Raw genomic sequence first — 13424 nt, 5'->3', positions numbered from 1 at the left:
CTACAGATAACGGGTCGGGTCGAGACTTTCCTGATATTCCACTAATTTGAACAGCAGCATGTAAATCACCGCACTGGTGGCCCCCAATAGCATGACGATGCCCTGTTGTAGCAAAACTTGCCAGCAACCGAGCCAAATACCCGGCCAGAATCGTTGGCGGACACTGATACCGGTGTAACAAAAAACGACCAGCATCACCAGAATTGACAGCCCCACCATCTGCTCAACGTGCTGTTCGTACACGCCGCTGAGTAACATGACCAGACTCACCATATAATTCAACACGTTGGTATAGAGTAACGCGACATAACGCTCGGCGACTGTCGAACCTCGCCATAACCAGCCGCTGGCGGCGGCTACCGGGTAAGTCAACACTATCATCAGATAATTCGCATATTGCATGACGATTTCGATGATATCTTCCAGTTTTTTCTGTTCCGATACCTCGCCTATTTTTACCTCGGGTAAATAGATCTTCCATTGGTATAAAAAAGTAAAAAACGCACCAAAAACTAACAACATCAACACAGGATTGGCGTAATGCAAGCGGATGCCCTGATGATAATCGCGGATCAATTTTCCGGGATTTCTCAATAATAACCAGAGAGTTGCAGGCCAGCGTTTGTCGATATTGAACACCGACGCAAACACCTTGTTGAGAATGGCGGCGCTGTGCAGGCGCTCCGGACGAGCTTCGCCGCACTGCGGGCAAAACTGATGCTCAATCTGCGTGGTGCAGTGACTGCACGATAATTCTGCACTATGTTCCATTGGTGTATTCATTTTGTTACTGCCGTGTAGAGGATCTGCACAGTCTAGCCTTTTTGGAAATTAGGCTTCAAGCCTGACAGTGCTTGGGGCTACACTCTGCGTAAAGTGCTGTAGTGAAGAGAAGTACGCTATGCAAGAAATCAGGGGCCTGCAGGCCTGGATGAAGCTCATTTTAAATCAGCAAATGCCGGCGCTGGATGTGGTGGTGCAGCAAATTTGCCAGTTGGATGAGCGCAATGAAGGCAACGCCGACGATTTAGCCAAAATTGTGTTACGCGATGCCGGGCTGACTGCCAAAGTGCTGCGGGTCGCCAATGCTGTGCATTACAACAGATCCGGCAAACCCATCCATACCGTTTCCCGTGCCATTATTCAGGTCGGTTTCCTCGAAATTAAAAACATCACGCTGGCCAGTAGTCTGATTGACAGCTTTCTACAGGGCAAACCACGCCAGCTGTTACTACAGCAACTGACCCAATCTTTCCATGCAGCAGTGCAGGCGCGGGCTTTAGTGCCGCGTGCCGATGCGGCCAAACGGGAGCTGGTGTTTATTGCGGCTTTGCTGCGGCATATCGGCAAGCTGGCGTTGTTGGCGACGCGGGAGCCGGCGGCTGAGCATTTTGTCCGCGAATGCCGCGAATATCCGGACGATGAACATGCCATTGCGATGAAACATCTCGGGATTGGCATCGACAGCCTGAACCGCGAGCTGGTGAAAGAATGGAAGCTCGGTGATTTTATGCTGGATGCGTTGCAGCAAAGCGCACCGGCTGGTTCCATCGGCGCTTTGGTCAATCTGGCGGACAGTATCAGTGTGCATCTGACAGAAGGGCTGCAGTCTCCGGCTATGCTGGAAAACTGCACACAAGTGGCCCAGCTGTGTCAGCTGACGTTGGAAGAAAGCCAGCAGCAGGTGCTGCTGATGGCTGAAGAAGCAGCGCTCACGGCTAATCAATATAATGCTGAAAGCCTGGTGTCATTATTGCCAAACCGGGCACAAATTCTGGCGCAGAATACCGAGAGCAAGCCGACCGGTTATGAATTCAGTGTCCAACTGAATACTTTGTTAAAACTGCAGCGCGTCAGCGACAGTTTGTCGCGCTTGCTGCATGCGACTGTGATTTGCCTGCAAGAAGGCGTGGGATTACCGCGAGTCGCGTTGCTGCTGATGGATTTTCAGAGCAAGAGTTTTGTGCCGAGTTATGTCGCCGGCCGTGACACGCAATTGTGGCGCAATCAGGCGGCAATAGCCCTGGAACAACTGCGAAAAGGTGAAGTGCTGCACGACTTGCTGCGCTCTGAGCAGATGCTGTGGCATAAAAAACTCAATGGTGCCGATATCGGCGCGCTGCAGCAATTTTTGCCCTACGACGGCGATTGTTTTGTCGCGCCGATCCGGCTGGAACGCCGGCTGTTTGGCTTGTTATATGCCGATGCTGCCGGCAAACCGCTGACTGATCGCCAGCAAACAGAATTTGAGCTCACGGCGCAGCTATTAACGCTGATCGTGCAGCAAAGTGATGGGAAAGCGACCGACTAAAAAAACGGGGGACGGCGCAAACGTCCCCCGCAAAGTCACTGCAGAACAGCAAACACCCAATCAACGACTGGGACTACCGTGGAGTGGATCCCTCCATGCACCGGGCAAGTATCGGTGTGTCATCCTGACGTTGCTTACCATAACTTAGTCTTTTTCTAATTGCAAATAATTCTCATTTAAATTATTTTGATCTCAGCGATTGACCGATGGAGATGGCGAATGCTGGGCTTAAGTTTATGGGTGCTGTGGCCGGCGTTATTAGTCTGTGGACTAGATCTGTGGCTGTTCCGCCGGCTGGATTGGCGGAGTTTGCTGCTTGGCACGGCCTGGGTGTTGTTGATGCTGCTGATGGTGATGAGTATGGCGGCGCTGCAGCCGGCAAACGTGCTGCAGACAGTTGGGGGGCAATCGCCGCTGTGATCCTGTTCTTTGATTGCAGTGACAGCAAAAAGCATTAATACTGGACAGAGTCGCTTTCCTTTCAGGTAGATACAGATGCTGAACTGGCGGATTTACTGCCTGATCTTATTGTGTATTGCTCCTCTTTCAGCCTGGTCTCAGGCGTCGCAGGTAATGCCTGCGCCCATTCAGGCTGAGGTTTACAGCCGTTTCCTCAATCTGACCCGCGTCACGCCGAAACTGACGCAGTCAACTGCCATTGTGCAGGATCAACAAGGTTACCTCTGGGTTGGCACGCAACACGGCCTGTACCGATTTGATGGCCAGCAAATCAAAATCTGGCAGGCCGATCCAACTGACCCTAATGCGATGTCGGCGGACTGGGTATCCAGTTTGCTGGTTGACCGTCAGGGCATGATTTGGATTGGTACCCGTTATGGCGGTCTGAACCGCTTTAATCCGGCAACTGAACAGTTCAGCCGGGTGGCATTACCGGCTTTACAGGGCGAACAGCAGCAGGTTGAAATTTCCGTGTTGTATCAGGATAGTGCCGGCGAGCTGTGGGTCGGCACTTATGGAGGCGGGCTGCTGCGCTGGGAGCCGAAAGACGCAAGGCTGGAAAACGTGGTATTGCCGGTCCCGCTCAACGAGCTGGATAGTCTGTATATCAACACGTTATTTCGCGACAGCAGCGGTTATCTGTGGTTAGGCACCGGTAATGCGCCGCTGCGTAACCGCCAGATACAACAAGGCGGCGCCATCCGCTGGCACCCGCAGCAGGGCCACAAACAGCTGTTCAGCACCCGTAGCTCTGCACTGACCGCGGCGGCTGTGACTGCGATTAAAGCCGACGCCAGGGGCCAGATTTGGCTGACCAGCTATGGCGGCGGCCTCTATCATTTCGACAGCGCCAGCGGCATTTTGCAGGCGGAGCGGGCGCAGCCGGCAGCCCTGGCACAGGGGCTGCTGACCGATATCGGTTTTGACAGTCAGGGTGGTCGTTGGCTCAGCAGCTATGACAAAGGGCTGTGGTATCAGGCCGCCGGCAGCGCGCAGTGGCAATTATTCAAAGCCAATCCGTTAGTCAGTTATCAGTTGCCGAGCAATAATCTGACCGGTTTGTTATTTGATAAACAGCAGACACTGTGGCTGAAAACGCCGGTCGGTGTTTTTGGCTTGTCGGCGCAGGCTCAGCAAGTGCGCAATATTCCGCTGGGGCCGGGCGAGACTGGTTTGTTGGGACACGGCGATGTGTTTGGCATCTGGTATCAGGATGAACAGCATGTCTGGCTGGCCAATCGTGATGCCGGGGTCGCCGAGCTGGATTTAACCCGCTTTCTGGTCAAACGCTGGCCGCTGCCGGTTTTACCGGGTCTGGCCAGGCAGCCGACGCTGGTCAGGCAAGTGGTGCAAAATAATCAAGGCCTGTTGTATGTCGGCACCGACAGTGGCTTGTTTGTTTTAGATCCCAACAGCCGCAACTGGCAGTTGCAGCCGCTGGGTGAGAGCCGCCAACCCCATATTGGCAATCTGCATCTGGATAACCAGCAGCGCCTGTGGATTGGCACCCGGGGTGAAGGGCTGTATTTGCTGCAGCAGGGACAGGTCAGGCAATTTCATCAGCAGGTGCGGCCGGGCGTGCGGCTGGATAATGCGGTGATTTCTATCCTGGCAACGGACCAGCAGGATGCTTTGTGGATTGGGCTGGCTGATCAAGGACTGATCCGGCTGGATAAGCTCAGCGGTCAGCTGCAACATTGGCAGGCTTCCGACGGTTCAGGTCTGCGTTTTGATGGTATTCAGCTGATTTATCCGGAAGGCGGACAGCTGTGGTTGCGGGCCGGAAACATCAATCACCGGGTATTGTTTAATCCGCAGCAGCCCGCTCAGGTGGAAGGTTTTAAAGCTTATCTGAGCCCTGCTGATCACGACAAATATCTTGAAGACGCCAACCAGTTTTTACTGTTGTACCGCAATAAGTTACAGTCAGGCGGTTTAGTCCAGTATGGCGAGATGCATGGCTTTCAGGGCACGACCTGGATTGGCGCCTGGCTGATTGATCAGCAACAACGCCAGTACCGGGGCGGCAGTCAGGGGCTGGATATTTACCCTGCTGCTTTGCTGCAAATACCGGAGCAGACCTTTCCGGTCCGGCTGACCGGTTTTAGTTTGTTTAACCGGCCGGTCAAGGTGGGCGACTCGCGGTTACAACTGAAAAAATCGCCCGGTTTTGCTGAGCAAATCCAGCTGCAATATGAGCAGGACATGTTCAGTCTGCATTTTTCTGCGCTGAATTTGGTGGACCCGTTGTCGATGCAATATCGCTACCGGCTGCTGGGCTTTGACCGTGACTGGATTGAAACTGATGCGGCGAATCCGGTCGCTACCTACACCCGGCTGGCACCGGGCCGTTATCAGTTTGAAGTGATGGCCAGAGCGCCAGGGCAGAGCTGGCAGGGCCAGCAGCCAAGTCAGCTGACGCTGCAGATTTTACCGCCCTGGTGGCTGACCTGGTGGTTCAAAACCTCGGTGGTGGTGCTGACGCTGAGTCTGATTTGGTTTGTGATGCAATACCGGTTGCGGCATGAACGCAAAACCCGGCTCTGGCTGGAAAAAGTGGTGGACAGCCGCACCAGCGAGCTGAAAACCCAACATATGGCGCTGAGTAATTCCTATCGCGATTTATCGCTGCTGCAAACTGTGGCCCGGCAGATCACGGCGTCGCTGGACTTACAGGAAATTCTGCTGCTGGTGCATCGTAGTCTGAACGACCTGATGGATGTGCATGTGCTGGCGATTGGCGTGTATAAATGCGAGCAGCAAGTGCTGGAGTTCAGTCATTGGATGGAAAACGGCCAGCTGATGCCACCATTCGAACTGGTGCTGCAAGGTCAGGCCAATCTTGCCGCGGTGTGTTTTGCCCAACAGCGCGAGATCCAGACGAAAAGCCGGCAGGACTTTCTGTTGTATTTGAAAGAGTTGCCAACTCCGCTGGTTGGTGAGCCGATGCAATCGGTGTTGTATTTCCCCCTGAGTGTCAAAGGCGAACAAATTGGCTGTCTGACCGTACAAAGCCCGCAGCAACAGGCCTTCGAGGCAGAGCAAATTGATTTACTGCGTACTTTATGCAGCACTATCGCCATTGCCGTGGCCAATGCTAATGTGGTGCAGCGACTGCAGCAAACCCGCGAGCAACTGGTGATGCAGGAAAAAATGGCCTCGCTTGGGGGCCTGGTCGCCGGGGTGGCGCATGAAATTAATACGCCGTTGGGTATCTGTGTTACCGCCGCCAGTCATTTACAACATGAACTTTCGCAGCTGACGGAGCTGCAGCGCGACAAGCGTCTGACTGCGGCGATGTTTCATGAATACCTGGAGACCGCTGCAGCCACCTGCCAGATGCTGGCTGACAACACCCAACGCGTCGCCGCGCTGGTGCAAAGTTTTAAACAGGTGGCGGTGGATCGTTCGGCGATCAGCGTGCGGGATGTTGAACTGAGCAGTTACTTCGCTGAGGTGTTGCAGGCGTTGGCGCCTGAGCTCAGTAAAACCGGTTGTCAGGTGCAGTTTGATGCCGAGCCTGGCCTGGTGCTGCATGCCGATGCCGGCATCCTGGCGCGGTTACTGGAACATCTGGTGATGAACTCGTTGCAGCATGGTTTTTTGCCGCAACAAACCGACCGGCAGATCCGCCTGGGCCTGACGCAACAAGGCAATCAGGTCTTGATGCAGTATCTGGATAATGGTCAGGGCATGCCGGCTGAACTGCTGCCGCGGCTGTTTGAACCTTTCTTTACCACCAAACGCCATGCCGGCTTTAGCGGTCTCGGCAGTCATATTGTCTACAATCTGGTGACGGTGGAACTGCATGGCAGTATTCAGGTGCGCAGTGAGGCTGGTCAGGGTCTGAGTTACCGGATATTGTTACCGTTACAACGCCGGCCGGACTAACTGAATGGCTGGCGTTGTGTAGCAGTGAAATGCTTGCAATAATATTTCGAATAGATAGAATATCTTTCGAATCGAAACTTAAACCGAAATTTAAGCGCCTGCAACCTGATGAATAAACGCAATACCCAACAAAGACGTCGTGGCATCCTTGACCTCTTGGCCGAACAGGGTGAAGTCAGTGTTGACGACCTGGCGCTGCGCTTTGAAACCTCGGAAGTGACGATTCGCAAAGATTTAACAGCGCTGGAAGACAACGGACTGCTGTTGCGCCGTTATGGCGGTGCCGTGCAGCTGCCACATGAACTGATCAACGAGGCGGCACCTGCCACCATTTCCGCCCGTAAACAGGCACTGGCCAAAGCGGCCGCGGCGCTGATTAAAGACCATTACCGCATTATTCTCGACAGCGGCAGCACCACAGCCGCGTTACTGCCGGAGCTTTCCGCCAAACAAGGCCTGGTGGTGATGACCAACTCGCTGTTTATCGCCAACAGCCTGCGTGAACTCGAGCACGAACCCAAATTATTAATGACCGGCGGCAGCTGGGATGCGCAGTCTGAGTCCTTTCAGGGCCAGCTGGCGGAACAGGTGCTCAGGGCCTACGATTTTGACCAGCTGTTTATCGGTGCTGACGGCATCGATTTACAACGCGGCACCACCACTTTTAATGAACTGACCAGCTTAAGCCGGGTAATGGCGGAAGTGGCGCGTGAAGTAGTGGTGATGGTCGAATCGGATAAAATCGGCCGCAAAATTCATAATCTCGAACTGCCGTGGACGTCGATAAAAATCCTGGTAACAGACGACAAGTTACCCGACACGGCAAAAAGGCAAATAGAACAACAGGGCGTCCGGGTGATCTGTGCCCCTGTTTCAACTGAACATACGACATCGGAGTAAATATGTGTGGAATAGTAGGCGCAGTAGCGCAACGTGACGTCGTCGACATTCTGGTCGAAGGTTTACGCCGTCTGGAATACCGCGGTTATGACTCAGCCGGCGTGGCCGTGGTGAGCCCAACCGGTGAGCTGCAGCGCATCCGCCGTTTAGGCAAAGTGAAAGAACTGTCCGACGCAGTGAAGTTAAACCCAACCGTCGGCGGCACTGGTATCGCGCACACCCGCTGGGCGACGCACGGCGAACCTTCTGAGCGCAACGCGCATCCACACGTCTCTGACAAAATCTCCGTCGTGCACAACGGCATCATCGAAAACCATGGCCCGCTGCGCGAAATGCTGAAAGGCAAAGGTTATGTGTTTAATTCTGATACTGACACTGAAGTCATCGCGCACTTAGTCGAAGAAGAATTCAAAACAGCGGGCTCGTTACTGGCTGCAGTACAAACAGCGGTAAAACAGTTCAGCGGTGCTTATGGCACTGTGCTGATGGACAAAACCGACCCGTCACATTTAGTGGTGGCGCGCTCAGGCAGCCCACTGGTGATTGGCCTCGGTATCGGCGAAAACTTTATCGCCTCAGACCAACTGGCGCTGTTACCGGTGACCCGTCGTTTTATGTTTTTAGAAGAAGGTGATGTCGCAGAAATTACCCGCTTTGACGTCACTGTCTATGACAAACACGGCAATAAAGTAGAACGCGCTGTCACAGAGTCGAACGTCAGCTACGACGCCGGCGACAAAGGCCAGTACCGCCACTTTATGCTCAAAGAAATCTACGAACAGCCACACGCCATCATGAATACGCTGGAAGGCCGTTTGGGTTCTGATTCTGTGTTGGACGAGACTTTTGGTAACGGCGCCGCTGAGCTGTTCAAAAAAGTGAAACATATCCAGATCGTCGCCTGTGGTACTTCTTACCACTCTGGTATGGTGGCGCGCTACTGGCTAGAGTCTTTAGGTGGCATTTCCTGTAACGTTGAAATCGCTTCTGAGTTCCGTTACCGCAAATCTTTTGTGCAGCCAGGGTCGTTACTGGTCAGCATTTCCCAGTCCGGCGAAACGGCGGATACCTTAGCCGCGCTGCGTCTGGCCAAAGAAGCCGGTTATTTGGGCAGTCTGACGATTTGTAACGTCGCCGGTTCTTCGCTGGTGCGTGAATCTGACTTAGCCTTTATGACCCGCGCCGGTGCTGAAATTGGTGTGGCATCCACTAAAGCCTTCACCACGCAGCTGGTTGGTTTAGCCATGCTGACGCTGGCCGTGGGTAAGTACAACGGCCTGACCGCAGCCGCGCAAAAAGATATGGTAGAAGCGCTGAAATCGCTGCCAGCCAAACTGGAAGAAACCCTGACGTTAGCCGGTAAAATCGAACAGCTGGCGGAAGAGTTCGCCGACAAACACCACTCACTGTTCTTAGGTCGTGGCGATCAGTACCCAATCGCGATGGAAGGGGCACTGAAGCTGAAAGAAATTTCTTACATCCACGCTGAAGCCTACGCCGCAGGCGAGCTGAAACATGGCCCGCTGGCGTTAATTGACGCGCAGATGCCAATTATCGTGGTGGCCCCGAACAACGAACTGCTGGAAAAACTGCAGTCAAACGTCGAAGAAGTGCGCGCCCGCGGCGGCATCCTGTATGTGTTCGCTGACGTCAACGCACACTTTAAGTCGGATGCCACTCAGCGCGTACTGAACGTGCCGCACGTTCACCCGCTGATCGCACCAATCATCTACACCATCCCGCTGCAACTGCTGAGCTACTATGTCGCCATCATTAAAGGCACAGATGTTGACCAGCCACGCAATCTGGCGAAGTCAGTGACTGTAGAGTAAGTTTCTGATTTATCTTAGAAAACCCGGCACTAAGCCGGGTTTTTTATTGCCTGTACTTCGCTGCTGTAAAACTTGTTGAAGCGGAAAGTCCGGTGCTATGGTAGGACGTCATAGTTCATCACAAGGACGTCACTGCATGTGGGCACTGCTTGGATTTATCGCCGGTTATAGTCTGGGCGCGCTGGAAGGCGAGACGATGATTGGCGCTGTGCTTGGCCTGGCGCTGGGATTGGCCTTAGATGCCTGGCGCAAAGCAGCTGCAATGGAAGCGCAGCTGACCGCATTACAGCAGCAAGTGAAGCAGCTCGGTCAGCAGACGCCATCCAGACCAATTGTTTGTGCAACCGCGGCTGTTGAGGCAGCCGAACTGCAGGCGAGGGCGCTGCAACCTGCCCAGATCCAAACAGACGCAGGACCGGCAGAGACTGCGCCAGCAAACAGCAGGGCCGCATCAGTGCTGGTTGGCGGTACAGAGCTGCCGTTTGAGCCTGATGCGTCGCCAGTCACTGCTGCTGATCCCTGGCAATCACCGTCGCAGCAAACTGCTGCTCCTACGTTAACCTGGCTCAGCCCCTTATTTGATTTGTTCCGTCAGATCAGCCCGTTGGTGCTGGCTGGCCTTACCGTGTTGTTTTTGGGCCTGAGTTTTCTCGCCACGTACTTTGCCCATCAGGGCTTATTGTCGATGGAGCTGCGGCTCGGTTTTATCGGGCTTTGTGGCGCTGGTCTGGTCGGGCTTGGCTGGTGGAAACGCCGCCGGCTGGGCAATCACGCCGCGCTGCTGCAGGGGGCCGGTTTTGCTGTGGTCTATCTGACCTTGTTTGCCGCCTGCAAGTATTATCCGATGATTGGTGGTACAACGGCTTTTGCGCTGATGTTGCTGACGGTATTGGCTGGCAGCGCGATGGCGTTGTTACAGCAATCCCAGGCAATGGCCATTCTCGCTACCGCCGGTGGTTTTTTGGTGCCTTTGCTGACATCGGACGGCTCGAATCGTTTTGTCGGACTGTTCAGCTATTACCTGCTACTGAATGCCGGTGTGTTGCTGTTGGCCTGGTACCGGCAATGGCGCTGGCTGAACTGGACTGGTTTTGTCGCGACTTTTGGCATCGCGCTGGCCTGGCAGCTGATCAATTACCACAGCAGCGACTACGCGCTGGTGCAGCCGTTTTTCGCTGCTTATTTCCTGATGTACCTGTTGATTGGTTATCGCTTTACGCTGCGCCAGGGCCATCAGAGCCGCGGTTTTATCGATGGCAGTTTAGTGTTTGGACTGCCGTTGTTGTCCTTTAGTCAGCAGCTGTTGCTGACGAATCATTTTAGCCAGGGCGATAGCGTCAGCGCCGCGGTCTATGCGTTGCTGTATGGTGGCATGTATCTGCTGGTACGCCGGCAGCAACGCGACGATTTACGCCGGTTTGGCCAGATCCAGCTGGGCCTCGCGCTGATGTTTGCCTCTTTGGTGCTGCCATTTTCTCAAGGCGCCAGCTGGACCGCCTTTGGCTGGGCGTTGGAGGCTGCCGGTCTATGTTGGCTCGGTTTCCAGCAACGAAGCCGCGCCAGCCGCGCCGGTGCTTATCTGCTGATGGCGGGTGCACTGGTCGCTTTTGTCAGTGAATTGCCGGTGCAGACCGGCCGCTTATGGTTTTTGCAGGGCGACTTTAGCAATATTCTGGTGCTCGGCTTGTCGCTGCTATTGCTGTCAGTCAGCAGCGACCGCAAGCCGGCGGATACACGGCTGTTGCCGGGTGAAACTGCTTTGACCTTGCTGTGGGCATTGCTCGGCTGGGGCCTCTGGCATCTGGCGTTTTTTGCCGAACTGGACGGTCATCTGACGCAGCCTTTAGCGGCGCAGATCGCGGCGGCGGCGCTGTCGTTAGTGTTGGCGTCCGCACTTTATCAGCGCTGGCCATTGCCGACGCTGCAGCGTTTTGGCTGGTGGCTGTTACCGCTGCTGTACTGCTGGTATGGCGCCGAATTTTTTCGCCAGCTCGACAGCGGCCACTGGCAACCGGTGTTGTCTCTGAGCGGTATCGTCGCGCTGATGTTGGTGCTTTTGAGTTTCTATCGCTGGATTCGGCAGGCGCAGGTCAGCAAGCCATTGTATTTACTGGCGATGCCCTGGCTGGTGGGGGTTTTAGTGCTGTGGCAGGCACGTTATCTGGCGAACAGTTGGCAACTGGAGAATCAGCAGCTGTTGGGGCTGTTTTTTGTTGCTGTCGTGGCACCCATGTTGTTGTGTCTGTGGTTATCTGTGCAGCAGCGCTGGCCGCATCCGGCCGCACCGGCGCTGTTTTTAATACGGCTGCCTTTGCCCTGGCTCGGTGGACTGTTGCTACTGTGGGGTTGGAGTCTGGTGGAATCGGCAACAGGTTATCCGCTGCTGAACGGTCCGGATGCCGTGATGCTGGGCGCAGTGCTGGCCGCGGGCTTGCAATGGCGGGCTATCCAACGTGTGTTAACGCCAACGCCTTGGCTCACGCAGTTGCTGGCCGCCGCGGCTTTTATCAGTGCCACTGTGCTGTTGGTACGCGCTATTGCGCTGCTGCTGCAGCTGCCGTGGCAATTTGAGTCGCTGTGGCACAGTAGCGAAGTGCAGCTTGGCCTGTCAGTCGGCTGGACGCTGCTGGCATTGGTGCTGATGCTGCGTGGTCATCTGCTGCAACACCGGCTGCGCTGGCAAGCTGGCGCAGCTTTGCTGGCGGTCGTGCTGGTGAAACTGTTTTTGGTCGACCTCGCGGATGCCGGCTCGCTCAGCCGGATTGTGTCTTTTATTACCGTTGGCGGCCTCACAGTGCTGATAGGTATTAAAGCGCCGATGCCGAAAACGGGTGCAACTTCTGCCAGAGCCGGCTAAGCGCTGATGTTTTTCAATATAGAAAGTCAGTGGCCTTGTTGTTGTCACTGACTTTTTGCTTTTTACCTACTGATTATTTTTTCATCTGACGTCTTTATCCTGTTGATCTTTATCTTGGCTATCACTATGCTCAGCATTATACCTTGTATTGCAAGGTATAATTTAATACATAGCGAGCCAATGCCTAGGCCCGATACAGGTGAATGATGAACTCAACCGAAGCTTTGATGGAAAAGTGGGAAGTGCAGCTGCGCAAAGGCACGCTGGAACTGGCTATTCTGGCGGCGTTGCAGCAGCGCACTTTATATGGCCTGGAACTGCTGAAATTGCTGCAAAGTTTGCCTTCTACGACGATCACTGAAGGTACTTTATATCCGCTGCTGGACCGGCTGAAGCGCGATGAACTGGTCGATGCGCAGTGGGTACAGGAAGGCGAGACCCGACCGCGTAAGTACTACCAGCTAACCCCCCTTGGCAACAAAAAGCTGACCGATCTGACCCGGCTCTGGCGCCAGTCTGTCAGCGATATTGAATGGCTGTTGGCCAACCCGGGCCCGCAACCGCTACCGAATACAGGAGTCTGAGATGTCTGCAGCAGAATTGCACAATAACGAGATGATCCATGGTTATCTCAATGATTTACGTCGTTATTTGTCCCGGCTGGCCCCGCATGAAACGCAGGAAGTGATCCGTGAAATTGAAAGCCATTTGTTTGATGTGCTGGACCAGCAGGCTGCGAATGGTCAAGCCGCAGACGTGGCAGAAATTTTGCGCGGTTTTGGTGATGCGCGTCAGCTGGCGGCATTGTATGTCGCCCACATCGAAGAAGGCGCGCCGCCGCCGCGTGGTTTTCGCGCCATTCAAAGCGTGAAAAAAAGCGTCACCGCCAGTCTGTATTTTGCCATGGCGGTGTTTGGTTTCAGCATGGCGTTTGGGTTGTTGTTTATCGCCGGGGCGAAATTTCTGCTGCCCGAGTCGGTTGGCGTCTGGTCGACACCGCATGGCGACAGCATAGTGGTTGGTTTTGTTTCAGTGCCGCCGATGGCCACGCCCGAGGTGATGGGCTGGTGGATAGTGCCGGTAGCGACATTGCTGGCTGTAGGGGTGGCCTGGCTGACGCGCAAAGTGCTGCTGGTGTTAAAACAGCATATGTGACTGATTGATACACAGGGAA

The 13424-nt window shown here is 54.5% G+C and carries 9 protein-coding genes; 8 read left to right on the top strand and 1 reads right to left on the bottom strand.

The genetic code is table 11. The features are described 5' to 3' along the window. The gene (locus Q399_RS0115630) at positions 1-783 is read right to left on the bottom strand and encodes a DUF3667 domain-containing protein (protein WP_084164409.1); all 783 of its coding nucleotides are present in this window, start codon (positions 781-783) and stop codon (positions 1-3) included. 118 nt (positions 784-901) lie between these two features. Here Q399_RS0115630 and Q399_RS0115625 point away from each other — a divergent pair, with 118 nt between their 5' ends. The 8 genes from Q399_RS0115625 (at position 902) to Q399_RS0115590 (ending at position 13405) form a co-directional block, all read left to right on the top strand. Then, a complete protein-coding gene (locus Q399_RS0115625; protein WP_031569990.1) occupies positions 902-2311 on the top strand; it encodes an HDOD domain-containing protein in 1410 nt (469 codons plus the stop codon). 219 nt (positions 2312-2530) lie between these two features. Then, positions 2531-2731 carry a hypothetical protein gene (locus tag Q399_RS0115620; RefSeq protein WP_031569988.1) on the top strand — a complete coding sequence of 67 codons (201 nt, stop codon included), beginning with the start codon at positions 2531-2533 and terminating at the stop codon, positions 2729-2731. 153 nt (positions 2732-2884) lie between these two features. Next, positions 2885-6661, top strand: a complete 3777-nt coding sequence (locus tag Q399_RS0115615; RefSeq protein WP_169739325.1) for a two-component regulator propeller domain-containing protein — start codon at positions 2885-2887, stop codon at positions 6659-6661. A gap of 108 nt (positions 6662-6769) precedes the next feature. Then, positions 6770-7561 (top strand): DeoR/GlpR family DNA-binding transcription regulator, encoded by a 792-nt coding sequence (locus tag Q399_RS0115610; RefSeq protein ID WP_031569985.1) that lies wholly within the window; start codon positions 6770-6772, stop codon positions 7559-7561. Between the two features lie 2 nt (positions 7562-7563). Beyond that, positions 7564-9393: a glutamine--fructose-6-phosphate transaminase (isomerizing) gene (glmS, locus tag Q399_RS0115605; RefSeq protein ID WP_031569983.1), complete on the top strand. Its 1830-nt coding sequence runs from the start codon at positions 7564-7566 to the stop codon at positions 9391-9393. A 136-nt stretch (positions 9394-9529) separates the two neighbouring features. Then, positions 9530-12250, top strand: coding sequence for a DUF2339 domain-containing protein (locus Q399_RS0115600; RefSeq protein WP_031569981.1), 2721 nt, complete (start codon positions 9530-9532; stop codon positions 12248-12250). A gap of 206 nt (positions 12251-12456) precedes the next feature. Beyond that, positions 12457-12834 carry a PadR family transcriptional regulator gene (locus Q399_RS0115595; RefSeq protein WP_031569978.1) on the top strand — a complete coding sequence of 126 codons (378 nt, stop codon included), beginning with the start codon at positions 12457-12459 and terminating at the stop codon, positions 12832-12834. A 1-nt stretch (position 12835) separates the two neighbouring features. Next, positions 12836-13405: an HAAS signaling domain-containing protein gene (locus Q399_RS0115590; RefSeq protein ID WP_031569976.1), complete on the top strand. Its 570-nt coding sequence runs from the start codon at positions 12836-12838 to the stop codon at positions 13403-13405. The last annotated feature ends 19 nt before the right edge of the window (positions 13406-13424 follow it).

The organism is Rheinheimera texasensis DSM 17496 (assembly GCF_000711985.1).
Classification (GTDB): domain Bacteria; phylum Pseudomonadota; class Gammaproteobacteria; order Enterobacterales; family Alteromonadaceae; genus Pararheinheimera; species Pararheinheimera texasensis.
The sequence above is the reverse complement of the archived record's forward strand: the minus strand, read 5'-3'. Positions and strand labels throughout refer to the sequence as shown.

What these genes read in the sequence shown, in the direction of transcription:
- Q399_RS0115595 (WP_031569978.1), top strand. Translation starts at nt 12,457, where the DNA reads ATGAACTCAACCGAAGCTTTGATGGAAAAGTGGGAAGTGCAGCTGCGC.
- Q399_RS0115620 (WP_031569988.1), top strand. Translation starts at nt 2,531, where the DNA reads ATGCTGGGCTTAAGTTTATGGGTGCTGTGGCCGGCGTTATTAGTCTGT.
- Q399_RS0115600 (WP_031569981.1), top strand. Translation starts at nt 9,530, where the DNA reads ATGTGGGCACTGCTTGGATTTATCGCCGGTTATAGTCTGGGCGCGCTG.
- Q399_RS0115625 (WP_031569990.1), top strand. Translation starts at nt 902, where the DNA reads ATGCAAGAAATCAGGGGCCTGCAGGCCTGGATGAAGCTCATTTTAAAT.
- Q399_RS0115630 (WP_084164409.1), bottom strand. Translation starts at nt 783, where the DNA reads ATGAATACACCAATGGAACATAGTGCAGAATTATCGTGCAGTCACTGC.
- Q399_RS0115610 (WP_031569985.1), top strand. Translation starts at nt 6,770, where the DNA reads ATGAATAAACGCAATACCCAACAAAGACGTCGTGGCATCCTTGACCTC.
- glmS (WP_031569983.1), top strand. Translation starts at nt 7,564, where the DNA reads ATGTGTGGAATAGTAGGCGCAGTAGCGCAACGTGACGTCGTCGACATT.
- Q399_RS0115615 (WP_169739325.1), top strand. Translation starts at nt 2,885, where the DNA reads ATGCCTGCGCCCATTCAGGCTGAGGTTTACAGCCGTTTCCTCAATCTG.
- Q399_RS0115590 (WP_031569976.1), top strand. Translation starts at nt 12,836, where the DNA reads ATGTCTGCAGCAGAATTGCACAATAACGAGATGATCCATGGTTATCTC.